Origin of the sequence: Hydrocarboniphaga sp. (assembly GCF_965279055.1) — a bacterium.
GTDB lineage: Bacteria > Pseudomonadota > Gammaproteobacteria > Nevskiales > Nevskiaceae > Hydrocarboniphaga.
The window spans coordinates 1,797,383-1,821,141 of the sequence record NZ_OZ257125.1; the positions used below are offsets into that span (position 1 = coordinate 1,797,383).

The 23,759-nt window shown below is 65.5% G+C and carries 24 protein-coding genes and 2 pseudogenes; 14 read left to right on the forward strand and 12 right to left on the reverse strand.

Going from position 1 to position 23,759, the window contains the following annotated elements:
- Positions 1-12: 12 nt before the first annotated feature.
- The 7 genes from ACQZF9_RS08105 to ACQZF9_RS08135 all read left to right on the forward strand — a co-directional run bounded on the left by ACQZF9_RS08105 (position 13) and on the right by ACQZF9_RS08135 (position 6,412).
- The gene (locus ACQZF9_RS08105; protein ID WP_428312732.1) at positions 13-1,869 is read left to right on the forward strand and encodes a DUF2341 domain-containing protein; all 1,857 of its coding nucleotides are present in this window, start codon (positions 13-15) and stop codon (positions 1,867-1,869) included.
- A gap of 182 nt (positions 1,870-2,051) precedes the next feature.
- Positions 2,052-2,453, forward strand: coding sequence for an ExbD/TolR family protein (locus ACQZF9_RS08110; RefSeq protein ID WP_428312733.1), 402 nt, complete (start codon positions 2,052-2,054; stop codon positions 2,451-2,453).
- Between the two features lie 10 nt (positions 2,454-2,463).
- On the forward strand, positions 2,464-3,150 hold the full coding sequence (locus tag ACQZF9_RS08115) for an energy transducer TonB family protein (protein WP_428312734.1): 687 nt from the start codon (positions 2,464-2,466) through the stop codon (positions 3,148-3,150).
- A gap of 53 nt (positions 3,151-3,203) precedes the next feature.
- Entirely contained in the window at positions 3,204-4,952 is a 1,749-nt protein-coding gene (locus ACQZF9_RS08120) for a putative porin (RefSeq protein WP_428312735.1), read from the forward strand.
- 157 nt (positions 4,953-5,109) lie between these two features.
- On the forward strand, positions 5,110-5,745 hold the full coding sequence (locus tag ACQZF9_RS08125) for a hypothetical protein (RefSeq protein ID WP_428312736.1): 636 nt from the start codon (positions 5,110-5,112) through the stop codon (positions 5,743-5,745).
- Positions 5,742-6,215: a YbjN domain-containing protein gene (locus ACQZF9_RS08130; RefSeq protein ID WP_428312737.1), complete on the forward strand. Its 474-nt coding sequence runs from the start codon at positions 5,742-5,744 to the stop codon at positions 6,213-6,215. Before ACQZF9_RS08125 ends, ACQZF9_RS08130 begins: the two co-directional genes overlap by 4 nt.
- A 38-nt stretch (positions 6,216-6,253) precedes the next feature.
- Positions 6,254-6,412: a hypothetical protein gene (locus ACQZF9_RS08135; protein ID WP_428312738.1), complete on the forward strand. Its 159-nt coding sequence runs from the start codon at positions 6,254-6,256 to the stop codon at positions 6,410-6,412.
- A gap of 761 nt (positions 6,413-7,173) precedes the next feature.
- Here the strand turns inward: ACQZF9_RS08135 and arsH are convergent.
- The 10 genes and pseudogenes from arsH to ACQZF9_RS08185 form a co-directional block, all read right to left on the reverse strand.
- The gene (gene arsH / locus ACQZF9_RS08140) at positions 7,174-7,926 is read right to left on the reverse strand and encodes an arsenical resistance protein ArsH (protein ID WP_428312739.1); all 753 of its coding nucleotides are present in this window, start codon (positions 7,924-7,926) and stop codon (positions 7,174-7,176) included.
- On the reverse strand, positions 7,923-8,360 hold the full coding sequence (gene arsC, locus ACQZF9_RS08145; RefSeq protein WP_428312740.1) for an arsenate reductase (glutaredoxin): 438 nt from the start codon (positions 8,358-8,360) through the stop codon (positions 7,923-7,925). The genes arsH and arsC overlap by 4 nt, the downstream gene beginning before the upstream one ends.
- Positions 8,348-8,797 (reverse strand): arsenate reductase ArsC, encoded by a 450-nt coding sequence (locus ACQZF9_RS08150; RefSeq protein WP_428312741.1) that lies wholly within the window; start codon positions 8,795-8,797, stop codon positions 8,348-8,350. The genes arsC and ACQZF9_RS08150 overlap by 13 nt, the downstream gene beginning before the upstream one ends.
- Complete coding sequence (locus tag ACQZF9_RS08155) at positions 8,794-9,507, reverse strand: MIP/aquaporin family protein (protein ID WP_428312742.1); 714 nt, start codon at positions 9,505-9,507, stop codon at positions 8,794-8,796. Before ACQZF9_RS08155 ends, ACQZF9_RS08150 begins: the two co-directional genes overlap by 4 nt.
- Entirely contained in the window at positions 9,504-10,004 is a 501-nt protein-coding gene (locus tag ACQZF9_RS08160) for an arsenate reductase ArsC (protein WP_428313393.1), read from the reverse strand. Before ACQZF9_RS08160 ends, ACQZF9_RS08155 begins: the two co-directional genes overlap by 4 nt.
- A 63-nt stretch (positions 10,005-10,067) precedes the next feature.
- Positions 10,068-10,430, reverse strand: a pseudogene (locus tag ACQZF9_RS08165) (GNAT family N-acetyltransferase); the annotation flags it as partial.
- Between the two features lies 1 nt (position 10,431).
- Entirely contained in the window at positions 10,432-10,947 is a 516-nt protein-coding gene (locus ACQZF9_RS08170) for an ArsI/CadI family heavy metal resistance metalloenzyme (protein ID WP_428312743.1), read from the reverse strand.
- A 1-nt stretch (position 10,948) separates the two neighbouring features.
- Entirely contained in the window at positions 10,949-11,281 is a 333-nt protein-coding gene (locus ACQZF9_RS08175) for an ArsR/SmtB family transcription factor (protein WP_428312744.1), read from the reverse strand.
- Positions 11,282-11,458: 177 nt separating this feature from the next.
- A complete protein-coding gene (locus tag ACQZF9_RS08180; protein WP_428312745.1) occupies positions 11,459-13,246 on the reverse strand; it encodes a tetratricopeptide repeat protein in 1,788 nt (595 codons plus the stop codon).
- 75 nt (positions 13,247-13,321) lie between these two features.
- Positions 13,322-14,242, reverse strand: a complete 921-nt coding sequence (locus ACQZF9_RS08185; protein WP_428312746.1) for a M14 family metallopeptidase — start codon at positions 14,240-14,242, stop codon at positions 13,322-13,324.
- A 70-nt stretch (positions 14,243-14,312) separates the two neighbouring features.
- Here ACQZF9_RS08185 and ACQZF9_RS08190 point away from each other — a divergent pair, with 70 nt between their 5' ends.
- The 4 genes from ACQZF9_RS08190 to ahpF all read left to right on the forward strand — a co-directional run bounded on the left by ACQZF9_RS08190 (position 14,313) and on the right by ahpF (position 17,755).
- Complete coding sequence (locus ACQZF9_RS08190) at positions 14,313-14,567, forward strand: DUF1272 domain-containing protein (protein WP_428312747.1); 255 nt, start codon at positions 14,313-14,315, stop codon at positions 14,565-14,567.
- Between the two features lie 226 nt (positions 14,568-14,793).
- Positions 14,794-15,198, forward strand: a complete 405-nt coding sequence (locus ACQZF9_RS08195) for a response regulator (RefSeq protein ID WP_428312748.1) — start codon at positions 14,794-14,796, stop codon at positions 15,196-15,198.
- Positions 15,199-15,414: 216 nt separating this feature from the next.
- Positions 15,415-15,978 carry an alkyl hydroperoxide reductase subunit C gene (gene ahpC / locus ACQZF9_RS08200; protein WP_428312749.1) on the forward strand — a complete coding sequence of 188 codons (564 nt, stop codon included), beginning with the start codon at positions 15,415-15,417 and terminating at the stop codon, positions 15,976-15,978.
- Between the two features lie 193 nt (positions 15,979-16,171).
- The gene (ahpF, locus tag ACQZF9_RS08205) at positions 16,172-17,755 is read left to right on the forward strand and encodes an alkyl hydroperoxide reductase subunit F (RefSeq protein WP_428312750.1); all 1,584 of its coding nucleotides are present in this window, start codon (positions 16,172-16,174) and stop codon (positions 17,753-17,755) included.
- Positions 17,756-17,803: 48 nt separating this feature from the next.
- Here ahpF and ACQZF9_RS08210 read toward each other — a convergent pair whose 3' ends face one another.
- Together ACQZF9_RS08210 and ACQZF9_RS08215 are read right to left on the reverse strand one after the other, a co-directional pair.
- Entirely contained in the window at positions 17,804-18,940 is a 1,137-nt protein-coding gene (locus tag ACQZF9_RS08210; RefSeq protein ID WP_428312751.1) for a hypothetical protein, read from the reverse strand.
- 122 nt (positions 18,941-19,062) lie between these two features.
- Positions 19,063-20,529 carry a metallophosphoesterase gene (locus ACQZF9_RS08215; protein WP_428312752.1) on the reverse strand — a complete coding sequence of 489 codons (1,467 nt, stop codon included), beginning with the start codon at positions 20,527-20,529 and terminating at the stop codon, positions 19,063-19,065.
- A gap of 170 nt (positions 20,530-20,699) precedes the next feature.
- Here ACQZF9_RS08215 and ACQZF9_RS08220 point away from each other — a divergent pair, with 170 nt between their 5' ends.
- The 3 genes and pseudogenes from ACQZF9_RS08220 to ACQZF9_RS08230 all read left to right on the forward strand — a co-directional run.
- Positions 20,700-20,918: a hypothetical protein gene (locus ACQZF9_RS08220; protein WP_428312753.1), complete on the forward strand. Its 219-nt coding sequence runs from the start codon at positions 20,700-20,702 to the stop codon at positions 20,916-20,918.
- 2 nt (positions 20,919-20,920) lie between these two features.
- Entirely contained in the window at positions 20,921-22,972 is a 2,052-nt protein-coding gene (locus tag ACQZF9_RS08225) for a phosphocholine-specific phospholipase C (RefSeq protein WP_428313394.1), read from the forward strand.
- 218 nt (positions 22,973-23,190) lie between these two features.
- A pseudogene (locus ACQZF9_RS08230) lies at positions 23,191-23,691 on the forward strand (adenylate kinase); the annotation flags it as partial.
- Positions 23,692-23,759 lie beyond the last annotated feature (68 nt).

Sequence of the window (23,759 nt, forward strand, 5' to 3'; positions counted from 1 at the left end):
ATGAGCATGACCATGAATCGCAATCTTGCCACTAAATTCTCGTCCCGCCGCCGTGGTCTGCGCGCGCTGATCATGCTGTTCGCCGCCTTCACGCTGGCGCCGACCTCGGCGTTCGCGTGGTGGAGCCACGACTGGGCGTATCGCAAGCAGATCACGTTGGATACCGCCGCTGTCGGTGCCGAGGCCAGCAGCGTGCCGGTGCTGATCCGCCTGCACGAAGGCGTGTTCCGCTTCGCCGACGCGGCGCCCGAAGGCGCCGACCTGCGCTTCATCGCCGGTGACGACAAGACGCCGCTGAAGTACCACATCGAGCGCTACGACGATGTCTTCAACCTGGCCTTCGTCTGGGTACAGATCCCGCATCTGAAGCCGGGCGAGCCGGCCGCGATCTGGATGTATTACGGCAATCCCAAAGCAGCCAACGAAGGCGATGCGCGCGGCACTTACGACGCCTACCAGACGCTGGTCTGGCATCTGTCCGAGCGCGGCAAGCCGGCGGGTGACGCCAGCGGCAACGGCAACAGTGGCGTCGCCGATTTCGCCTCGGTCGACAGCGGCCTGATCGGTGGTGCCGCGCGTGTCGACCTCGCGTCGATCGCGCTGCCGGCGACGCCGTCGCTGGCACTGGCGGCGAACTCGGAAGCGACCTGGTCGATGTGGGTCAAGGCCGGCGTTGCCGAAGCCGACGGCGTGATTTATTCGCAGCGCGACGGCGAAGCCGCAGTGCGGCTGGCGCTGGCGCGCGGCGTGCCCTACGTGGCGATCACCGGCGCCGCCGGTGAGGCCGCACACATCGACGCGACCACCGCCATCGACAGCGAGCACTGGCATCACATCGCGGTCACCGCCGTACGCGGCAAGGCGAAGATCTATGTCGACGGCAAGGAAGAAGGCAGCGGCGACGCGGCGATTCCGGCGCTGAACACCGCCGCGGTGCTCGGCGGCGATCTGAATACCTCGCCGGCCTCGGCGTTCAACGGCCAGATCGACGAGCTGCAGATTTCCAAGGTCGCGCGTGCGCCGGCGCTGATCAAGCTGGCCGCGCTGAACCAGGGCACCGAAGACAAGCTGGTCGGCTTCGGTACCGACGAAGTCGCCTCGTCGTGGAGCACCGGCTACGTCGGCATCATCATGGGCTCGGTGACCTTCGACGGCTGGGTGGTGATCATCATCCTGATGCTGATGATGCTGGTCAGCTGGGTGGTGATGTACCGCAAGGGCGCGCAGATCAACGGCGTCGGCCGTGCCAATCGCGAGTTCCTGGGCCTGTATCGCGCAACCGGCAACGACTTCGCCGCATTGCATCAGGTACTCGACGGTGGTGCCGCACTGGCAGGCACGGAAATCAGCACGAAGCAGCGCACGCTGCTCAAGCAGAGTCCGCTGGTGCACATGTTCAAGGTCGGCGTCGACGAGCTGCATTCGCGCCTCAACGACGAGAGCCGCGTCGGTTTGCAGAAAGGCGTGCTGTCCTCGCAGTCGATCCACGCGATACGCGCGACCATCGACTCCAGCCTGGTGCGCGAGCAGCAGGCGCTGAGCGCGCAGATGGTGCTGCTGACGATCGCGATTTCCGGCGGCCCCTTCATCGGTCTGCTCGGCACCGTGGTCGGCGTGATGATCACGTTTGCCGGCGTCGCCGCAGCGGGCGAGGTCAACGTCAACGCGATCGCGCCGGGTATTTCGGCGGCGCTCGCCGCCACGGTCGCCGGCATGGCGGTCGCGATCCCGGCGCTGTTTGGCTACAACTACCTGATCACGCGCATCAAGGAAGTCACGGCGGAGATGCACGTGTTCGTCGACGCCTACATCACGCGCATGGCCGAGAACTATCACAGGCCGGCTTCGCTGCACGCGATGGCCGACTAAGCAGAACCACAATGGCACTACGCGGCATCAACCCAATTCCGTTCATCCCGAGTAGCTCACGCAGTGAGCGTATCGAGGGACGCAACGGGCCCGCGTCCCTCGATACGCGCCTGCGGCGCTACTCGGGAGGAACGGGGATTGTTTCGTTCTGCCCGTGTGTCACCCCGGTTTAGGAAAGCCCCATGCAAATTCAGGAAGACAAGGCCTACGACGAAATCAACATCACGCCGATGTTGGATCTCGCGTACGTTTTGTTGGTGATCTTCATCATCATGACCACGGCGGCGGTGCAGGGCGTCAAGGTCAACCTGCCCAAGGCGAGCAACCAACCGAGTCTGGCCAAACCCAAAACCGTGGCGATCACGATCGCCAACGACGGCAAGATTTTTCTCGACGCGGTGCCGGTAACGATGGCCGAGCTGTCGGACCGGCTGCAGGTGAAAAAGTCGCAGGTGCCGGATCTGCCGGTGGTGGTGCGCGGTGACGCTCAGACCCAGTACAGCAATGTCGTCGACGTGCTCGCGCTGCTGTCGGCGCTGGACATCACCCAGATCGGCCTGGTTACGCAGCGGCTGGTGAAGTGACGCCGCCGCAATGATCGATCGCGAGCCACAAGGCAGCAGCAGGGCCAAGCAGATCGCCTGGGTGATCGGCTCGCTGCTGGTACTGGCCCTGCTCGGCTGGGGCGTGTGGAAACTCGCCAACGGCAAGAAGGAGCCGCCGCGCAAGACCGTCGCCCAGGTGACGCAGTTGCAGCTGATCAAGCCGCCACCACCTCCGCCGCCTCCGCCGCCGCCGCCGAAACAGAAAATCGAGGAGCAGGAAAAGCCGCAGCCGGAATTCAAGACGGTGACGCCGGACAACCGGCCGCCGGAGCCCAAGGCCGAAGCGCCGCCCGGACCGCCGGCGCTGGACGCCCAGGGCGACGGCCCCGGCGATGCCTTCGGCCTGCAGGGCCGGCCCGGTGGCAGTGACTTTGGTGGCGGCGGCGGCGGTGGTGGTGGCGGCACCGCCTGGGGCTGGTACGCGACGCTGTTGCAGCAGCGCGTGCAGGAAGCGGTGCAGAAGCAGCGGCGTTTCAAGGGCCAGCGCTTCACCGCGACCTTGCAGGTCTGGCTCGGCGCCGATGGCACGCCGACGCGTGTCGAGCTGATCAAGTCCACCGGCAAGCCGGAGATCGACCAGGCGCTGCGCGAGGCTGTGAGCCAGATGTCGCGGCCGCCGGAGCTGCCGCCGAAAGATCTGCCGCAGCCGGCGCTGGTTCGCGTGGCTTCGCAGTGATGTTTTTTTGTAGTGGCTTTTTGAAAGGTATATCCGTTGTGGAGATCGCATCGATGACTTCGTTCTCGCGCCACGCGCGTCGCGCCATGCCGCTGACCCTGCTCGCGGCCGCCGCCGCTGCTTACGGCCGCGCCGCCGTCGCGCAGGATCTGCCCGAGCCGCCGCCACAGCCGGAAGCGCCGGCGCCGAAAGAAACCGTGACCGAAGAGCTGATCCGCATGCTGCAAATGAGCAAGGTGCTGGCGCCGGAAGACGCCGAGCGCCTGATCGGCCGCCTGCGTTCCGAGCAGGCGCCGGCCACCGCCGCGGCGCCGGCCGAACCCAAGGGCCGCGTCCGCGTGCCGTATATCCCGGAATCCGAGAAGCAGAAGATCCGCGACGAAATCCGCGACGGCATGATCGCGACCGCCAAGATCGAGAACTGGGCGCAGCCGAATACGTTTCCGGACTGGGTCAAGCGCGTGAAGATCGGCGGCGACATCCGGCTGCGCGAGGAATTCGATTTTCTGGATTCGTCCAACGATCCTTTCCTGATCAACTTCCAGAGCATCAACAGCGGCTCGCCTTACAACGTCGGCACACCGCTGGCCAACCAGGTGTCGCCGCCGCTGATCAACACCACCGAAGATCGCGAGGCTTTCCGCGTGCGGGCGCGGCTGGACGTCAGCGGCACGATCAGCGACGAGGTGAAGTCGGTGTTCCGTTTCACCACCGGCAACAACACCAACCCGGTGTCGACCAATCAGACCTTGGGCAACAGCTTCAACAAGCTCAGCTTCGTCATCGACCGCGCCTACCTGACCTACAAGCCCGAGGACCTGCCGCTGGCCGGCCTGGTGATGTGGGGCGGGCGCATGCCGAGCCCGTTCCAGGGCACCGAGCTGACCTGGGACGAAGACCTCAACTTCGACGGTCTCGCTGCGACCTACAAGGCGCGCGCCGGCGGCGGCGTCTGGCCGTTCCTGACGCTGGGCGGCTTCTCAGTTCAGAACACCGCCTTCGATTTCCCGGCTACCGCGGCGGACAAATCCGCGTCGCGTGATCGCTGGCTGCTCGCCGCACAGCTCGGCGCCGACTGGACGATACAGCCGGAGATGGTGCTCAGCGGCGCGGTTGCGTACTACGACTACATCGATCTGGAAGGCAAGACCTCCAGCGAATGCCTGGCGCCGACCACCTCGTTCTCCTGCGATACCGACGACAGCCGCCCGGCCTTCCTGCAGAAGGGCAACACGCTGTATGCGATCCGCAACCTGCAGCTCGCCGCGGCCGGCGATCCCGAGTACCAGTACTTCGGCCTGGCCACGCCGTACCGGCTGCTCGACGCCAATATCAAGTTCGACTGGGCCGTGGCCGGCCCGATTCACCTGATGTTCGACGCCGACTACGTGCGCAACCTGGCGTATGACAAGAACGACGTGCTCGGCAAAGTGCCGGTCAACAATTACGGCGCCGGTCTGGACACCGATGGCGATGGCGTCGAGGACATCGCCGGCGCGTACAAGGGCGGCGATACCGGTTACCTGGCGCAGCTGCGCGTCGGCTATCCGGTGATCCGCATGCGCGGCGAATGGAGCGTCGGCGGCGGTTATCGCCGCATCGAATCCGACGCCGTGGTCGATGCGTTCAACGACTCCGACTTCCATCTCGGCGGCAGCAACGCCAAGGGCTTCGTGCTCGGCGGCAGCCTCGGTGTCAGCAAGAACGCCTGGATCACCGGCCGCTACTTCAGCGCCACCGAAGTCAGCGGTCCGCCGCTGGCCATCGACGTGCTGCAGCTGGATTTGAATGCGCGGTTTTAAAGCGCGGAGTTTTTTGATGAATAGCCCATCCACTCTCCGTTGGTCCCGAGTAGCCAGGCTTGCCTGGCGTATCGAGGGACTCGACGACGCTCGCCCAAGTCCCTCGATACGCCGCAAGCGGCTACTCGGGAGGAACGGGGTTCTGCTCAAAACGCCCTTGAGAATCCTGCTCGCGCTGTCGTTCTTCGGCCTGAGCTTGCCCGCTTTCGCCCAAGCCGCTCCCGACGCCCGCCTGCGCGATCAGCTGCGCCAGACCACGACGCAGCTGCGTGCGCTCGAAGATGAAAACGCGAGCCTGAAAGCGCGCACTGACGCGCTGACGCAGCAACTCGCTCAGCGTCCCGAAGCGCCGGCCGCGGCGGCCAAGCCGATCGATGATGCCGAGCTGCGCAAGCTGCGCGCACAGCTGCAACAGCAGAAAGCGCGCACCGCCGAACTCGAGCAGAAGCTGGGCACGGTCGAGCCCATCCTGGCGCGCTGGAAGCAGTCCTACGAGCAGGTGGCGACGATGGCCAAGACGCGCGATGCCGACGCCAAGCGCCATGAGGCCGACTATCAGCAGAGCCATGCGGCGCAGCAGGCCTGCATCGCCGACAACACCAGCCTGGTACAGATCGGCAACGAGCTGATCCGGCAGTATCGCGACAAGGGCGTCTGGTCGACGGTGCGCGATCGCGAGCCGCTGGTCGGCATCTCCAGCATCAAGTTCGAAAAACTGGCGCAGGACTATCACGCGCGCATTGTCGACGCCACCGTTCCCGCCGCCACCACGACCGAGGCCAGCAAGCCGTGACCCAAGCTGCACCATCCAGCGAAAATGCCACCGACGCTCAGAGCCCGAGCCTGCACAACACGGTGACACCGGACCTGATCGCCGGCGCGCTGCGCAAGACCGGCTATCGCGCCACCTTGTCGGAGCACCAGGGCCGCATGCAGGTGCGCAGCGCCGCGCAGGGCATCGGCTTCTTCGTTGCTTTCGGTGGCGCCGAAACCCTGGCCGCGACGCGCTATTCCGATTTCGCGTTTCACTGCTGGATCAACATCGAAGGCGAGTTGCGCGCCGGGCTGATCGACAGCTGGAACCAGACGCGGCGTTTCGCGCGGCTGTTCCGCCAGGGCTCGCTGATGATCCTGACGATGGACGTGCTGGTTGCCGGCGGCGTCGATGAAAACCATCTGTGCGCGCAGTGCGAGCTCTGGGACCGCGTGATCCAGGATTTCATCCGCCATCTGAAGCAGGAAGCGGCGCCGGCCCCGGTCTAGCGGCGTCGCGAAACGCCGGCAGCTGCAGCCGACCACGCGTGTACGCGACCGCGAGTTCGAGTTCGACGCTCAGCACGCATCCCGTCGAGCCGCGCCGGCCCGCCGACCAGGCGACAGCGGAATTCGAAGCCACGGCAGCGCAGGATCAGCCGCTGCAGCGGGCGCAGCAGCGGCTGATCCTGCGCCAGCCATCATGAGCGGGCACAGCGCTGTGAACCGACCGGTCTGATAGGACGCCGGCAGCAGTTCGAACTCGATCGCTCCGGCCGGTTCGCTGACCGCCATCGCCGTTGGTGGTCATGAGATCGAAGCGATACGGGCCAGGCTTCAATGCGTCTGCCGACAGGGTTTGAAACAGCTTGGCAAGCAAGATTTGCAACAAGCTGCCGACGGTAGCGCCCATCAAATGCCAGTCGGCTGCCTCAAGTGCAATGCTGCGGGAGCCTCTAGCTCTTTTTGCCACGAGCCGACATCACGCCACAGCCCGAGTTTGAAGCCGACCTTTCGATAGACGCCGATCGGGGAAAATCCAACTGACTCGTGCAGCGCGACGCTGGCCCGATTCGGCAACGCGATGCCAGCAGAGGCCGGAAAAATCTCTGTCGCGTGAGACGGTCGAAGAGCACGGCGTACAGGGTTCTGCCGACCCTTGGCCACGGTAGTCGTCGCCTACGTCAACCGTCCACGTCGAGCGACTGTCGATAGGCTGCGCGCTGCCGATGTTTCGATGCGTAGGTGTAGCCGTTGACGAGGCCGGCGACCTCGACATGAGCCAGCCACGGCAGCAGCTAGCTTCATCGTGGCCTCGATCCGATCGCGCATGCTGCCGATGCTCGGCGGTTCCAGCTCGAACGACATGGCCGTGGTGGTCACGATCGGCGCATAGATCGCCGCCATGGCAGCGAGGTCCTCGGCCCTGGCGGGCCTCACGGATTCTGGCGACGGCATCGCCGGTCGATCAGCTCGATGGTGCCGCGATGGCGATGGCCGAAAGATCGCGATCCGGATTGATCGGGACACCGCTGTCTTTGCGCTCGGAATAGCGATCGACGAGTTGATCGGCATGAGGCCTCAGCAGTACGGTGAAGCGTACGAGTTCCTCCATGACGTCGACGATCCGATCGTAGTACGCCGAAGGTTTCATGCGGCCGTCCCCGTCGAATTCCTCGAAAGCTTTGGCCACGCTGGATTGGTTCGGGATCGTAAACATCCGCATCCATCGGCCCAGCAGTCGCAGGGTGTTCACCGCATTGAACGACTGCGATCCGCCAGATACCTGCATCACCGCCAGCGTCCGCCCCTGCGTTGGCCGCATGCCGCCCATGTTGAGCGGCAGATGATCGATCTGAGCTTTCATCACGCCGGTGACCTGGCCATGCCGTTCGGGGCTGCACCACACCTGTCCCTCGGACCACATCGACAGCGCTCGCAGTTCCTGGACGGCCGGATGCTGGTCGCCCGCGACCTGGTCGGGCAAGGGTAAATCGGAGGGGTCGAAGATTCGGGTATCGGCGCCGAAGTAGTTCAATAGCCTCGCTGCTTCTTCCGTGGCGAATCGGGAGAACGATCGGGCCCGTAGAGATCCATACAACAGCAGGATGCGGGGCCTGGGCTCATCCGCCCCCAGCCCTGTCGCCGGTCGAGCGTGGACATATTGCGAAGCCAGAGCGGGAAGATGGTCGAAATCGGCGACCGGTCGGACTCGGCTCATGCCGGGCCGCCCATTGCGACTCGCCGCCCCTGATCATCGATAACGCGCTCGCCGTCTTCTTTGGTGAATGCCTGTTGTTGGGGCTCGGGTAGCAGATCAAGTACGAGTTCAGAAGGACGGCACAGGCGCACGCCCAGCGGCGTCACCACGATCGGCCGATTGATCAGGATCGGGTGAGCCAGCATCGCATCGAGCAAGATATCTTCGGTCACGGCCGGATCGGCGAGGCCGAGGTCGGCGTAAGGCGTGCCCTTCTCGCGTAACAGTTCGCGAGCGCTGATGCCCATGCGCGCGAGCAGCGCTACCAGCATCGCCCGCGACGGCGGTGATTTCAGGTACTCGACGACATGAGGCTCGATGCCGGCATTGCGAATCATCGCCAGCGTGTTGCGCGAGGTTCCGCAGTCGGGGTTGTGATAAATCACGATATCCACTGGCACGACCGACTCCCTTCAAGTTCCCGGTATAGGCGGGGTGATCCAGCCTTCAGCGGCGAGAAGTACGCTGACCGATGGCGGATGTTGTCGCGGATCTCACGCACCCGCTCCATCGATTGTCCCTTGGGGTCCTGCAGCGGCCAGTCGGCGCGCCGCAGCTCTGGAACATAGGGGCATTCATCGTCGCAGCCCATCGTCACCAGCAGTTCCGCGCCCTGGGCCAGCTCCGCGGTCAGTAGCTGGGGCTTGGCATCCGACAGGTCGATGCCAACCTCCAGCATCGCCACGGCGACTTCGGGATGCACCCGTGGGCCGGGCTTGGTGCCGGCGGAGATGGCCGACGCCTTCGACCGATCGGCGAGCTGGTTGAAGAAGGCCGCCGACATCTGTGAGCGGCCGGCGTTGTGAACGCAGGCGAAAATTGCGGTTTTCATGGGGAATCTCCGGCGTCGCCGGCATGCGGGATGACGACGTTCGCCGCAGCCTGCGGTAGCGTCGGGACGAGCCAGCGGAAAACCAGCGTCGCCGCCGCGGCACCCGCCAACTGCGCCACGACGAACAGCGGCGCATCGATCGGCCGGATGCCGGCGAACGTGTTGGTCGCCGCTCGGGCCAGGGTCACGGCCGGATTGGCGAACGAGGTCGACGCGGTGAACCAGTACGCGCCGACGATGTAGCCCGATACAGCAAAGGGCACGGCCGACGATCGCAGCCGCGCGCAGCCCCAGATGACGGACAGCAGGCCGAAGGTCGCAACGAACTCGCTGAAGGCTTGTGCAGGCCCGGAGCGTTCATGCAGCGAGACCGCGAACGTCGGCTCGGTGAACATCGCATGCGCGGCGGCAACGCCGACAAACGCGCCAATGATCTGCGCGGCCACGTAGGCCGGCACCTCGCGCCACGGCAGACCACCTTGCGAGGCGTCGGCGAGCGTCACCGCCGGATTGAAGTGCGCGCCGGAAATCGGTCCAAAGCTCAGGATCAGCGCCATCAATACACCGCCGGTGGCGATAGAGTTGGCCAGCAACGCGATGGCGACATTCCCGCCCGCCAGTCGCTCGCCCATGATTCCGGAACCCACCACGGCCGCCAGCAGCAGCGCAGTTCCAAGGCATTCGGCCACCGCACGACGGATCAGCGTCATTGTTTGCCGATCTCGGAGATGTGCTTCTGAAGCGCGATCCGGTCGAGCTTGGCCACGGGCAGGCTGGCGAACAGCTCGATGCGCCGCCGCAATACCAGGAAGCTATCCGAGAAGGCTTTACGCTTCTGCTCATCCGTGCCGTCGACGGCCGCCGGGTCCGGCGTGCCCCAATGGGCGGTCATCGGTTGGCCCGGCCAGTACGGACACTGCTCGCCGGCGGCGTCATCGCATACCGTAAACACGAAATCCAGCGGCGGCGCGCCAGGCTGCGCGAACTCGTCCCAGCTCTTGCTGCGCAGGCCTTCGACAGATAAGTGGCTGCGCTTGAGCAGATCGAGCGTGAAAGGATTGACCTCGCCCTTGGGGTGGCTGCCGGCGCTGTAAGCCTTGAACTTGCCCGCGCTGACGCCGAGGTTGTTCATCGCCACCTCGGCCATGATCGACCGGGCGGAGTTGCCTGTGCAGAGAAACAGGACGTTGAAGGGTTTGTCGGTCATCGGTTTGCTCATGAAAGCAGCGGTGGAAGGACACAGCGAGCTGAACTGCGGCATCGCGACGACGGCCCCCGGCGCTTCGCTGCGAGGCGTGTCTCGATAGCCTTGTTTGACGAAGAACGGCCTGGCCGTCGTCGTCAGCAGATATAGCGTTCTGACGCCGAGTTGCAGGGCCAGATGTTCGGCGGCAGCTACCAGTGCGATGGCCCGCCCGCCACCCCGGTGAGAGTCGGCGACGACCAGCGAACGCAGCAGCGCCACGTCCCGAACCCGGTCGAGCCCGACAGCCCCCACGATCGCATCGCCTTCCCGCAGCACCAGAAAATCCGCCAAGCTGTTGTCGCGAAGGTCGTCGGTCGTCAGGCCGGCTGAGGTCAGCAGAGTCTTGAGCGCCAGGGCATCGTCGGAACTGGCGGCGGCGATCGGCATATCAGCGGCGGCCGGTCTTCGCTTTCGCGAGAGCGCCGGTGGCGATCTTGGGGCCACAGCAGGGAGCGGCGACTTTGACGTCGACGGGCTTCGCCGCCGGCGCGCAGCAGGCGCTGGCAGTCGGCCTGGCTTGGATCGCCGGCATTCCGAAAACAGGAATGCTGCCGAGCGTTCGGAATATCTCCCAAGCGATGCCCTGCGGGTCTTGAATCCAGTGCTTGTCGGAATTGGCGTGGCAGCAGGCCGCGCCGTCTTCGGTGACGGTGGCGACGTCGGCGCGCTCGGCCTGGTGGCGCAGCTCCATCAACTCGGCTTCGGATTCAACCTGGAAGCCCAGATGATTGATTCCCGGCTTCCCGTCGCGGTCTGAGATCGCGAAATTGATCCGCGGATCGTCGAGCATCCACTTGGCGTAGTCGCCCTTGGTGACGATTGGCTCGGCACCGAACAGCTTCGAATAGAACCCGACACTGTCGGACAGGTTCTTCACGGACACATGGACATGAAACCGCTTCATCTCAGCATTCCTGGCAGGTGCTGGGGGCGGCACATTCGGCGGCGGCCGGGGCGCCGGCGCAGCAGCTTTCGGTGAGGTAGCCCAACAGGGCATTCATCGCCTTGAAGTCGGGCGCGTAGTAGATGAACCGGCCATCCTGCCGGGACTTCAGCAGTCCGGCGTTGCTCAGCTCTTTCAGATGGAACGACAGGGCATTCGGCGCCACGCCCAGGCGCTCGGCAATCTCGCCGGCCGGCATTCCGTCCGGTCCTTTCTGGACCAGCAGGCGGAACACAGACAGGCGCGAATACTGCGCCAGCGCGGACAGGCGGGTGACGGCCGTCTCGATCTTCATGATTCAAAGATTATTGAAGCATTTCAAAAGTGTCAATAACTATTGAACTATTGAACTATTGAACTATTGAACTATTGAACTATTGAATAGACGTGTCGATCAAAATCGCTGTTTCAAACCAAGTTGAAATTAGAGCAACGTCCTGAAACGACGATTTAAACAGTAGCTGCTCGCTGTTTAAGGAACCGCTCCATCCGGGCCGGGCAGCGCGATCTTGCGCACGAACGCGGTGTAGCGCGGGTCGTCCTTGTATGCGGCCAGGAACGGGTCGGCGCGCATCAGGAACACGCCGGGATCGTGCGTCTGTCGCGCCCGTTCCAGCCATTCGAACATCGCGCCCGGCTGCTTGCGCAGCGCGTAGACCATCGCGATCTGCGCACCGCTGGTGTCGGCGTTTTCGGCGATCAGCTGCTCGAGCTGCGCATCGGCTTGCTTGAGTTCGCCGTTCGCGAAGTAGGCCAGCGACAGCGCGTAATTGCGCCAGAAATTATTGGTCTCTCTCTTCGCCAGGTCGACGGCCTGCGCCGCATCGCCGCGCAGAATCTGCAGCACTGCGAGCTGCATATAGCTCTGGCTGCCCTCGGGCTGCAGATCGATCGCCTTGTGCAGCGAGGCTTCCGCTTCGTCATACGCGCCCTTGCCGGTCTGCGCGCGCGACAGGTAGTACAGCGCGGAGCCGAATAGCGGATCGACCGCGATCGCCTTGCGTCCGGACGCGATGGCTTCGTCGAAGCGGCCTTCGCCGGCCTGACGGAAGCCCTGGTTATTCAGCATCAGCGCGTCCTGCGGCAGCAGCGCGCCAGCGCGCTCGAATTCGGCGCCGGACGCGGCCCAGTCCAGATCGTCGTTCTGCAGCAGCATGCCGCGCGCGAAGTGCGCCTGGCCCAGACCGGGTGCCAGCCGTAGCGCGGTGTCGGCGGCCTCGCGTGCCTGCAGCAGATCGCGGCGAACTTCGCCGCCGTCGCCGCCCAGGGTCGTCGCCCTGATGGTCAACGTGCTCGACAGCCGCGCCCAGGCCAGCGCGTAGTCCGGGTCGAGCCGGATCGCGTCGCGGAAAGAACTGATGGCCTTGGCGAAATCCTCTCGCGTGCGCCGCGCGAAGTAGTAATTGCCCTGCAGCAGCGCGTTGTAGGCCTCCACATTGCCGTTGGACGGCGTTGCCGCGCTCGGCGCCTGCACCGCCTGCGCGTTGTTGCCGAGCAGCGCGATCTTCAGCTGCCCGGCGACCGAGGCGGCGATCTCGCTCTGCACCGCGAAGATGTCTTTCAGCTCGCGATCGTAGGTCTGCGACCAGACGTTGGCGCCGTCGGCCGACTTGATCAGCGCGACCGCGATGCGCACCCGGTCCGACGACCGGCGCACGCTGCCTTCCAGCAGATACACAACGCCGAGCTTCTCGCCGATGGCCTTGCTGTCGGCGTCGCTGTTGCGGAACTGGAACGAGGAGGTGCGGCCGATGACCTTGAGGCTGCTGAGTCGCGACAGCGACGAGATCAGCTCCTCGGACACGCCGTCGGAGAAATAATCGTTGGCCGGGTCGCCGGTGGAATTGGCCAGCGGCAGCACCGCGATGGACTTCTCCGTGGCCGTTGCATTCGACGAAGACGCGCCGTCCCGGTGCAGCACCAGCCGGTCGGCCAGCAGCGCGACCACGGCCAGGCTCAGCACGACGACGATGATGCGGTCGAAACCACGGTTGCCGGTCTGCAGCGCGGCGCGGTCGTCGCGGTCGATCTCGCTTTCCAGCTTGATGCCCTGCGGCGTCCACTCGTAGAACCATGACAGCAGCAGCGCGAACGGGAAGCCGATCACGGCGGCAACGACGATCCAGCGCACCACCCATTCTTCGATATGGAAGAACGGGAACACCTGTGTGGCGACCTGCACCAGCAGCCAGGCCGCGCCGGCATAGAACACCGCGGCGCGGTGCACGTTGCGGCGCCGCAGTTCCTGGAAACTGATCACGTGGGTGCTGCGTTCAAAGATGGTGCCCCGAGTCTCCCTGGCCGATCGTTGCAGACGGCAGGGCAGCAGACCCAGTCAAGCCCGCGCCAGCGCGTAATCGATCGCCGCACAGACCGCGGTCACCTGGGCAAGGATGCACTGCTCGTCGCTGGCACGCGGGCTGTCCGGGTAGACCTCGGTGGTGGTGCGGTAGCGTGCGCTGGTCATGCCGGCGCAAAGGCCCAGCGGTCGCAGCGCGTATTCGATGACGCCCGGTGCGATCACCGGCGAGCCGATGATCTCGCCGCGACCGTCGGCCGGCGCGATGTGCGTGACTCTGGCCACCGCCGCGATCACCGCCTGCTGGAACGCGGTCTGCGGCTGCTCGCTGTCGTCGACCAGATAGAAGCCGTCGGGAATCTCGCCCGGCTCGTAGACCTTGCCGTCGCGCGCCGCCAGCGCCGGACGGAATTCGGACTCGTCGGTGTCGGTGGTTTCATGCAGGTCCACATGCAGCAGCAGGCGCTCGCGCAGCGGCGCGACCAGACGCAGCAGCGCCGCCGATTCCTGCGCCGGGCTGTCGTCGCGGAACGAGCGGTTCGGGTCGATCGCGTAAGGATTCCAGCGTTGTATCGTCTCGTAAGCCCAGGGGCTGATGCAGGGCGCGACCAGCAGGTTGATGCGTCCGGCGTAGTCCGCCGCGTGGCGCTCGACGAAGCGCAGCGCGCCGTGCACGCCGCTGGTCTCGTAGCCGTGCACACCGCCGGTGATCAGCACGCAAGGCAGCTCGTCGTGCCAGTCGCGGCTGCGAATGCAGTACAGCGGGAAACGCTCGGGGTCGAAGTCCAGACTGCCGTACTGCTGCACGTCGAAGCGCGCGCGCAGCCTGTCGATGACGGCCAGCACGTCGTCCTTGTAGCGGCGCCGGATCGCGTGGCTGGAGCGCCAGGCCTGTATTTCGGTCGCGCCCCAGGGCTGGCCCGGAGTGCCGATCGGATAGGGTTGTGAAACGCTCATGAAGTAGGCTCGTCTGGCTGCGAAGGACGGCATAAGCTATCACCGCGCCTCAACGAAAATGGAGTGGACGATGCTGCAGATGCGACCGGGCTGCGAATGCTGCGACCGCGACTTGCCGGCGGATTCTGCCGAGGCGCTCATCTGCTCGTTCGAGTGCACCTTCTGCACCGCTTGCGCCGAAGGCGCGCTGCAGGGCCGCTGCCCGAACTGCGGCGGTGAGCTGGTGACGCGTCCGCGCCGGCCCGCCGCGGCGCTGGCGAAGTATCCCGCTTCGACCGAGCGCGTGTTCAAGCCGCAGGGCTGCGGTACTCCAGCGGCTTTCTGAGACGCGATCCGAATTCGACGAGACACGGTCTGCTTCGTTGACCGTTTTGCCGGTGTCCATTGCCGCAGGCTAGCGCGGCATGGCGGTCCGAGCGGGCGCGCCGATTCAGCCGGCGGTCGGGGCGCGTACTCAAGGCTAGCTCGTATCGCGGCGGGACTGATGCGCTGCGCGTGCGGCCGGTAAAAACCGGCACCGCCGACATCCACTCCCTGACGCCGGGTACCGTATGCGAGCGCTGGTTATAGAAGACGACTCCGGGTTCCGCTCGATGGTCGGTGAAGCTTTCAAGGACGATGGCTTCGCGCTGGTCGCCCACGATGGCGAGACCGGATTGCGCATGGCCAGCGAGCTGCCTTTCGATATCACCATCATCGATCTGGGCCTGCCCGGCATCAGCGGCACCGAAACCATCCGACGGATGCGAGCGGCAGGGCATCGCTTCCCGATCCTGATCCTGACCGGCCGCGATGACCTGGCGTCGAAGATCGAAGGCCTGGAAGCCGGCGCCGACGACTATCTGACCAAGCCGTTCCAGTACGAGGAGCTGCTGGCGCGCGCCAGGACGCTGCTCGACCGCGTCGACAACGGCGGGGACGCGATCAGCGATCCGGCGATGCGGCGGGCGACGTAACCCCGGATCTCGCGGCGCCTACGCGGTAGACGAACGCGGCCACCACCGAGTCCCGCTCGCCCCGATGGGCCGGCGTTGTTTGGGGCGCGGTACCGAGGCGGGGCGGCGTCGCGGTTGGTCATTGTGAAAAACTAACAACAGCAAAAGACAAAGTCATTGTACCTATTGCGGCATGCCTACTAGGATGGCGGCTCCTACAACACAAGCGGACACGACATGTCTCTGATCAATACCCCCGTCAAGCCGTTCAAGGTCAACGCCTTCCACAACGGCAAATTCATCGAACTGACCGAGGCCTCGCTCAAGGGCAAGTGGTCGGTCGTGATCTTCATGCCGGCAGCTTTCACGTTCAATTGCCCGACCGAAGTCGAGGACGCGGCCGCGAACTACGCCGAGTTCCAGAAGGCCAACGCCGAGGTCTACATCGTCACCACCGACACGCATTTCTCGCACAAGGTCTGGCACGAGACCTCGCCGGCCGTCGGCAAGGCGCAGTTCCCGCTGGTCGGCGATCCGACCCACCAGCTGACCCGCGCGTTCGACGTGCACATCGAAGAGGAAGGCCTGGCGCTGCGCGGCACCTTCGTCATCAACCCGGAAGGCGTGATCAAGACGCTGGAAATCCACTCCAACGAAATCGCGCGTGACGTCTCCGAGACGCTGCGCAAGCTCAAGGCCGCGCAGTTCACCGCCGCCAACCCGGGCCAGGTCTGCCCGGCCAAGTGGAAGGAAGGCGAAAAGACGCTGAAGCCGTCGCTGGATCTGGTCGGCAAGATCTAGCCAGCACGCTCCCGTCATTCCCGCGCAAGCGGGAATCCAGTCACCGGCGCCGCGCCAACCGCGGCCGCAACTGGATGCCCGCTGGCGCGGGCATGACGGGATTGTTTTGCCCGCGATCTCTGGTTGATTTGCGGTTGATTCACCCCCAATTCCTTACCTGACTTTTCGATTCACCGATTCCTGGAGCCTCGCCATGTTGGACGCCGATCTGAAAGACCAGCTCAAGACCTATCTGGAACGTGCCACGCGGCCGATCACGATCGCGGCTGCGGTCGACGACAGCGCCGCGTCCACCGAGATGATGGGCCTGCTCGCCGACCTGGTGTCGGTCAGCGACAAGATCACCGTCACCGAGCATCGCGGCGGCGTCGAGCGCACGCCGTCCTTCGCGCTGAGTTCGCCGGGCCAGGACATCAGCCTGCGTTTCGCCGGAATTCCGCTGGGCCACGAGTTCACCTCGCTGGTACTGGCGCTGCTGCAGGTCGGCGGTTATCCATCCAAGCTCGCCAGCGACGTGATCGAGCAGATCAAAAATCTGGAAGGCGAGTTCCACTTCGAAACCTATTTCTCGCTGTCCTGCCAGAACTGCCCGGACGTGGTGCAGGCGCTGAACCTGATGGCGGTGCTGAACCCGCGCATCCGCCACACCGCGATCGACGGCGCCTTGTTCCAGGCCGAGGTCGAGAAGCGTCAGGTGATGTCGGTGCCGATGGTGTTCCTCAACGGCGAGAACTTCGGTGCCGGCCGCATGGGCGCCGAGGAAATCCTGGCCAAGATCGACACCGGTGCCGGCGCGCGCGAAGCCGGCAAGCTGAGCGCCAAGGCGCCTTACGACGTGCTGATCGTCGGCGGCGGCCCGGCCGGCGCGGCGGCGGCGATCTATTCGGCGCGCAAGGGCATTCGCACCGGCATCGCGGCCGAGCGCTTCGGCGGCCAGGTGCTGGACACGATGGGCATCGAGAACTTCATTTCGGTGACCGAGACCGAGGGCCCTAAGATGGTCGCCGCGCTGGAACAGCACGTGCGCCACTACGACGTCGACATCATGAACCTGCAGCGCGCCGAGAAGCTGACCCCGGCCGGCGCCGATGGCTTGGTCGAAGTGACGCTCGCCAACGGCGCGGCGCTGAAGGCCAAGACTGTGATCCTGTCCACCGGCGCGCGCTGGAGGCAGATGAACGTGCCCGGCGAAAACGAGTACCGCAACAAGGGCGTGGCCTACTGCCCGCATTGTGACGGCCCGCTGTTCAAGGGCAAGCGCGTCGCGGTGATCGGCGGTGGCAACTCCGGCGTCGAGGCGGCGATCGATCTGGCCGGTATCGTCAGCCATGTCACGCTGATCGAGTTCGACTCCAGGCTGCGTGCCGATGAAGTGCTGCAGCGCAAGCTGCGCAGCCTGCCGAACGTGCGCATCATCGTCTCGGCGCTGAGCACCGAAGTCACCGGCGACGGTACCCGCGTCAACGGCCTGAACTACAAGGATCGTGGCACCGACGAGCTGCACCACGTCGAGCTCGAAGGCATCTTCGTGCAGATCGGCCTGCTGCCGAACAGCGACTGGCTCAAGGGCACACTGGAGCTGAGCCCGCGCGGCGAAGTGGTCGTCGACGAACGCGGCCAGACCTCGCTGCCCGGCGTGTTCGCTGCCGGCGACGTCACCACGGTGCCGTACAAGCAGATCATCATCGCGATGGGCGAGGGCTCCAAGGCGGCGCTGTCGGCCTTCGATCACCTGATCCGCCACTCCGCGCCGCAGAGCGAGAAGCAGGCGGCGTAATCGTCGGGGCGGACGAAAGCGGCGGGTCAGGCCCCGCCGCTTTGGTTCTTAGTGCCGCAGCAGGGCGAGCACGATTTCCGCGACGATCAGCACCACGATCGCCAGCTCCATCAGCTCGCCGCGCGCGCCGGAGGCTTCGTCGTACAGCGCGGTATAGGTGTCGCGGATGATCGACAGCTTGCGATCCACCGCGGAGCTGACGTTGGGCACGCGGAACAGCTCAAGCGCGGCGCTGTAGATGCGCGCCAGATACACGTCCTCGGTCACCTGTAGCGCGTTGTCGACTTTCTCGGTGATTTCGGTGACGTCGGCGACCAGCGTGTACAGCCGCCGCGCCAGGTGGGCGAAACGCCGCGGCGCCAGCACGCCGATCGAGCCGCGCGTCTCGTCGACCAGGTCGTTCATGCGCGGCAGTTCGTCGTCGAGCAGCTCGTCGTAATAGCGCAGCTCCAGCAGCTGCGCGTTGGCGACTTCGAGCACGTCGGCGACGTCGGAGTCGCCACGCGGCTCGTAGATGAAGGCGCGATCCCAGGTCAGCACGACCAGGTCGTCCTCGTAGTACGAATACCGCTGCCGCAGCAGTTCGCGGCGCGCGCCCTCCGACAGTGGGCGCCGCTCGCCGGACAGCATCGGCACCAGATCGACGCGATCCTGCAGCTCGGCCGCCGTCAGCGTCTCGTTCCAGCGATGGACGATGCCCAGCAGATAATCTTCCTGGATCGTCGACGTGGTCGGCCGCGTCAGCGCCCCGGCGATCAAGGGCTTGAGCCCGGCCAGCAGATCGTCCCAGATCGACGTCGTGGCGACGCCACCGATGGCCAGGTTGACGGCTTCGATGAGTTCGTTGAACTCGGCCCAGCTGCGCTGCTCGATGGTGATGCGAACCGCCAGGGCGACGACGCCGAAGTCGTAGAGTCGCGCGCTGGCCTGCGCCAGCACGTCGCCGCCGGGCAGCGTCAGCGTCACGCTGTCCAGCGGCAGCAGCACCGGCGGCACGTCGAAGGCAATCGCCTTGGCCGGCGTGCCGCTGAGCTGGCTGCGGCGGCCGCTGCTGGCGCCCTGGGTGTGTCGCGCCCAGGCCGCTTGCGCGGCGGCGAGATCGATCGCGTAGGCGATGTCGAACAGCCGCAGCGCGACGATCGCGCCGGCTTCGACAGTGAGTGCGTCGGGCAGATGTTGAGTCATCGAGCGGCATGCTAGAGCATCGGCGCTGTCAGCGGGTTGCAACGTAGCGAGTCCGGGAACGGAAAGCGAGCCTGTCGCCCGTCATCCCTGCCGCCGCGGAACCGCGGCGCCGGTCGACGCACTCAAATCGCCGGCACCACCACCGCGCCGCTTTCGACCGCATCGTGAAATGCATTGCGCCGCTGCGTGTGCCTGATGATCGCGTCCAGATTTTTCAGCAACTCGTTCTTCGCACGCGCCGGTCTGGCATAGGCCAGCCTTGCGGCGCTGTTGCGCGAAGCTACTTCGAAGCGGTCGATGATCTGCGTCGCGCCGCCGGCGAGAAGCTGATTCTTTTCATCGTCGATTGCATGGCTGTTGATGCTGATGGTCTGGCCCTGTACCTGATACTCGCTGAAGCCATAGCGCACGGTCGCGAACGCCGACCAGCTCGCCAGTTGCGGCAGGATCGTATAAAGGTCCTGACCGCCGCCGCCCTGCGTCACCTGCACATAGCCACCGTCCAGCGGCCGGCCGTAGGCCATGGGCTTGGAGCGCTCGTAGATGTGGTCGTGACCGACCAGCAGCAGATCGACGCCGTAGCGCAGCAGAAACTGTTCTTCGAGCAATACCAGCGTGAAATCCGCAGGATCGCGCCCGTCCTCGTCGGTCCAGATCGGATAGTGCTGTACGAAGATGATGAAGTCGATTTCGCCGCGCGCGCGGCGCAGCGCGGCCTGCGCCAGATCGAGCTCGATCGCCAGCAGTTCCGCGGCCAGATCACCGGCGCCGGCGAGGCCGTCGACCAGCGAGCCGCCGGTGCTGAAAAAGTAGTGCACGTTCTGGTAGTCGAAGGCGTACCAGGTAATGTTGCCGGGCTGCGCGAGACGGCTGCGATAGCCTTCGCCGCCGCCGTCCTTGGCCTCGTGATTGCCGGGCGCGGTCATCACCGGATACCCGGAAGCCAGTGGTTCGAGCATCGCGAAATACTGGTCCCAGACGGCCTGGTCGCCGTTGGCATAAGACAGGTCGCCCGCGATCAGCACGAAATCCGGCTGGCGTGCGGCAACGGCTTGCACCACCGCACGACTCGCGGCATTGGTCGCATGATCGCCGAAGTGCACGAAGCGAAAACCGCTGGCTGGCGCCGGCTGCAGCAACTGCACCGCCGACCAGCCCTTAGTCGAGCCGACGCGATAGCGCATCGCCCTGTCCGCCGGCACCGCGGTGGCGACCGCGCTGTGGGTCAGCGCGTCGACGCCGTAGACCGACTTGCTGACGCCTTCGGCGCGCGCAGGGAAGGGCGCGTTGGCGATTTCCTCCGCGCTCATGCCCGCGTCGACCGGCCCGTATTCAATCACGCTGCCGGGATCGTCGAGGCCGTCGGTGAACCAGGACACGGTACGCGTCGTCGTCGGGTCGTCGGTGAAGCTCGCATGCAGAGCGCGCGGCGGATGCGTTGCCGGTGTGGGATCGACCGGGCCGCCGGGTTCGTCGATCGGCGCATCGTTGCCACCCGAACCGCCGCAGGCATCGAGCAGGGGCAGGCCGAGCAGCGATATGCCGGTCAGCAATAGCTGGCGGCGCTGTGCGTCATGAAGCTGAGTCATCGGGTCGGATCGGCGTCGGCAAACGCACAGTGTTGGCCGATGTCGTGACGGCGCCGTTACCGGGCGCGTCGCCCGCGATGGAAAAATCAGCTCATGCGAGAACGCGGCGGCATTTCATCAGGCCTTCAAATGCGCTTACTAATCTCGCCGGTTCGCCAGGGGAGCCGCACATGAAGACCAAGCCGCCATCGATGATCCATCTCGCCGCGTTCGCCGCGAGCCTGCTGCTGTGCGCCTGCAGCGACAGCATGGGCCATCCCGAAGGCATATCCGTGCCGCCGGCCGCGCGCGAAGTGCATTGCGCGCCGGACGCCAGCGTCGTCGCCAGCAATGCGCAGACGGTGATCGCGAACGTCGCCTGCAACGAGCAGCCGGGCGAGCGCTCATGAGCCTGCGTATCGATCGTCGCGGTTTTCTCGGCATCGCCGGCGGCAGCGTTGCCGGCGCGATGATTCCGGCCTGCATACGTGAGGCGCTGGCGATCCCGGCGAGCTCTGAAACCAAATCGATAGCCGACGTGCAGCACGTGGTGATCCTGATGCAGGAGAACCGTGCTTTCGATCATTACTTCGGCACGCTGCGCGGCGTGCGCGGCTTTGGCGATCGCTTCACGATTCCGTTGCCGGAAGACCGCACGGTGTGGCAGCAGCACGACAGCTTCGGCGTCGAAGTGCTGCCGTATCACCTCGACGGCAGCGCCGGCAACGCGCAGCGCGTCGACGGCACGCCGCACGGCTGGCTCGACGCGCACGGCGCCTGGAACCAGGGCCGCACCGGGTACTGGCCGCAGTACAAGGAGCGCCAGTCCATGGGCTATTACCGCGAGGCCGAGCTGCCGTTCCAGTTCGCGCTGGCGAACGCGTTCACGATCTGCGACGCCTACCACTGCGCGATCCACAGCAGCACCAATCCGAACCGGCTTTTCATGTTCACCGGCACCAATGGGCCGGGCGGCGACGGCGGTGGCCCGGCGATCGACAATACCAACGACGATCTCGGCCCTTCCGCCGACGGCTACACCTGGACCACCTATGCCGAGCGCCTGCAGGCCGCCGGCATCAGCTGGAATGTATATCAGGACATGGCCGACAATTTCACCGACAACTCGCTGGAGGGCTTCAAGACCTTCCGCGCCGCGTACGAGAGCGATCCGGCTTCGCCGCTGGTCACGCGCGGCTTGAGCAGCAGCTTGAGCAACAACGATCTGCAGGGCCTGCGCGACGACGTGCTCGCCGGCCTGCTGCCGCAGGTCAGCTATGTGGTCGCACCGGCCGCGTATTCCGAGCACACCGGGCCGTCGTCGCCGGTGCAGGGCGCCTGGTACACGCAGCAGGTGATCGAGGCGCTGACCGCGAGCCCGGAGGTGTTTTCGAAAACCGTGCTGCTGCTGATGTTCGACGAGAACGACGGCTTCTTCGATCATCTGCCGCCACCCTGTGCGCCTTCAGTCGATCTGCTCGGCCGCAAGGCCGGCGCCAGCACCGTCGACGACAGCAGCGAGCGTCACGGCAGCGGCCTGGTCTACGGGCCTGGCCCGCGCGTGCCGATGCTGGTGATTTCGCCGTGGAGTCGCGGCGGCTGGGTGAATTCGCAGGCTTTCGATCACACCTCGATCATTCGTTTCCTGGAACGCCGCTTCGGCGTCGCCGAGCCCAACATCAGCGCCTGGCGTCGCGCGGTCTGTGGCGATCTGACCTCGGCTTTCAACTTCGATAGTCCGAACGACGAAGCGCTGCCGGCACTACCCGCACAGACGCGCGAACAGGCCGATGCGCTGCGTGCCTCGCAGGAAGCGCTGGCGCAGATCGTCGCGCCGACCGGCGACGCCGGCAGCCTGCCGCAGCAGGCAAGCGGCACGCGGCCGTCGCGTGCCCTGCCTTACGAGCTGCATGTCGGCAGCAAGGTCGACGCGGCGACGCGGCGCGTGCGCCTGGTCTTCGCCAACAGCGGCGCGGCCGGCGCGGTATTCCATGTCTATGATCGCCGCGCACTGTCGCAACTGCCGCGGCGTTACACCGTCGAGGCCGGCAAGATGCTGGCCGACGACTGGAGCGGCAATCTGCTCGACGGCGCCTACGACCTGTGGGTGCTGGGTCCGAACGGTTTCCATCGGCATTTCGTCGGCAACGCGCAGGGCGCCACGAGCGAAGTCGCGGCCTGCTACGAAGTCGGCCAGGGCGAGCTGCAACTGACATTGAAGAACAGCGGCAGCACGACGCAGCGCATGACGATCACCGCGCTGGCCTATCGCAGCGACGGCCCGTGGACCGTCGACGTACCGGCCGGGCAGCAGCTCGAAAAGAGCTGGGCGCTGCAGGATTCCGGCTGCTGGTACGACTTCAGCGTGAGCGCCGCGGACGCCGCCGCTTTCACGCGGCGTTTTGCCGGCCGCATCGAAACCGGCCGGCACGGCGTCAGCGATCCGGCGATGGCAACCGGCTGAGCCAGGCTGCGCCACTGCGGCGCGGCCGCCGATACAGGCTGTTGCGCATCTGACACGACCTCTTTTTGCGGCTGCCGGATTTGGCGCATACCAGCGCCGTAAAAGCGCGCCAGCCGCCTGTTTTCAGCTGGAATCGACAACTGGCATCACCCTTGCTCCCGAGCGCCGTCCGCGCCTGCGGGTGTAGCGCCGTCGCTATCGAATCGAGGGAATCCAGAATGAGAATCGTACTGCTAGGCGCGCCGGGATCCGGCAAGGGCACGCAGGGAGAAAAACTGGCGGCGCATTATGCGATCCCCAAGCTCAGCACCGGTGACGTGCTGCGCGATGCGGTGCGCAATGGCACCGAACTCGGCCGCGAGGCCAAGGCGGCGATGGACGCCGGCCAGCTGGTCGAGGACCGCATCGTCATCGGTATCGTCGAAGCGCGGCTGGCCGAGGCCGACATGGCGAAGGGCTTCATCCTCGACGGCTTTCCGCGCAACGCCGCGCAGGCCGCGACCCTCGACCGGCTGCTGGCCGAGCGCAAGCTGCCGGGCATCGACAAGGTGCTGCATCTGGACGTGGCCGCGGTCGAGCTGCGTCGCCGCCTGATCGAGCGCGGCATCGCCGAAGGCCGCAGCGACGACAAGGAGGCGACCGTGATGCGTCGCATCGAGGTCTACCAGACCGAGACGCGTCCGCTGCTCGACTACTACCAGGCGCAAGACAAACTGTTCACGCTCAATGGCGTCGGTCATGTGCTGACGATCTTCAACCAGCTTTGCGCCGAGCTCGACAGCCGCAA

What these genes read in the sequence shown, in the direction of transcription:
- ACQZF9_RS08105 (WP_428312732.1), top strand. Translation starts at nt 13, where the DNA reads ATGAATCGCAATCTTGCCACTAAATTCTCGTCCCGCCGCCGTGGTCTG.
- ACQZF9_RS08110 (WP_428312733.1), top strand. Translation starts at nt 2,052, where the DNA reads ATGCAAATTCAGGAAGACAAGGCCTACGACGAAATCAACATCACGCCG.
- ACQZF9_RS08115 (WP_428312734.1), top strand. Translation starts at nt 2,464, where the DNA reads ATGATCGATCGCGAGCCACAAGGCAGCAGCAGGGCCAAGCAGATCGCC.
- ACQZF9_RS08120 (WP_428312735.1), top strand. Translation starts at nt 3,204, where the DNA reads ATGACTTCGTTCTCGCGCCACGCGCGTCGCGCCATGCCGCTGACCCTG.
- arsH (WP_428312739.1), bottom strand. Translation starts at nt 7,926, where the DNA reads ATGAGCCGAGTCCGACCGGTCGCCGATTTCGACCATCTTCCCGCTCTG.
- ACQZF9_RS08150 (WP_428312741.1), bottom strand. Translation starts at nt 8,797, where the DNA reads ATGAAAACCGCAATTTTCGCCTGCGTTCACAACGCCGGCCGCTCACAG.
- ACQZF9_RS08155 (WP_428312742.1), bottom strand. Translation starts at nt 9,507, where the DNA reads ATGACGCTGATCCGTCGTGCGGTGGCCGAATGCCTTGGAACTGCGCTG.
- ACQZF9_RS08160 (WP_428313393.1), bottom strand. Translation starts at nt 10,004, where the DNA reads ATGACCGACAAACCCTTCAACGTCCTGTTTCTCTGCACAGGCAACTCC.
- ACQZF9_RS08170 (WP_428312743.1), bottom strand. Translation starts at nt 10,947, where the DNA reads ATGAAGCGGTTTCATGTCCATGTGTCCGTGAAGAACCTGTCCGACAGT.
- ACQZF9_RS08175 (WP_428312744.1), bottom strand. Translation starts at nt 11,281, where the DNA reads ATGAAGATCGAGACGGCCGTCACCCGCCTGTCCGCGCTGGCGCAGTAT.
- ACQZF9_RS08185 (WP_428312746.1), bottom strand. Translation starts at nt 14,242, where the DNA reads ATGAGCGTTTCACAACCCTATCCGATCGGCACTCCGGGCCAGCCCTGG.
- ACQZF9_RS08190 (WP_428312747.1), top strand. Translation starts at nt 14,313, where the DNA reads ATGCTGCAGATGCGACCGGGCTGCGAATGCTGCGACCGCGACTTGCCG.
- ACQZF9_RS08195 (WP_428312748.1), top strand. Translation starts at nt 14,794, where the DNA reads ATGCGAGCGCTGGTTATAGAAGACGACTCCGGGTTCCGCTCGATGGTC.
- ahpC (WP_428312749.1), top strand. Translation starts at nt 15,415, where the DNA reads ATGTCTCTGATCAATACCCCCGTCAAGCCGTTCAAGGTCAACGCCTTC.
- ahpF (WP_428312750.1), top strand. Translation starts at nt 16,172, where the DNA reads ATGTTGGACGCCGATCTGAAAGACCAGCTCAAGACCTATCTGGAACGT.
- ACQZF9_RS08210 (WP_428312751.1), bottom strand. Translation starts at nt 18,940, where the DNA reads ATGACTCAACATCTGCCCGACGCACTCACTGTCGAAGCCGGCGCGATC.
- ACQZF9_RS08215 (WP_428312752.1), bottom strand. Translation starts at nt 20,529, where the DNA reads ATGACTCAGCTTCATGACGCACAGCGCCGCCAGCTATTGCTGACCGGC.
- ACQZF9_RS08220 (WP_428312753.1), top strand. Translation starts at nt 20,700, where the DNA reads ATGAAGACCAAGCCGCCATCGATGATCCATCTCGCCGCGTTCGCCGCG.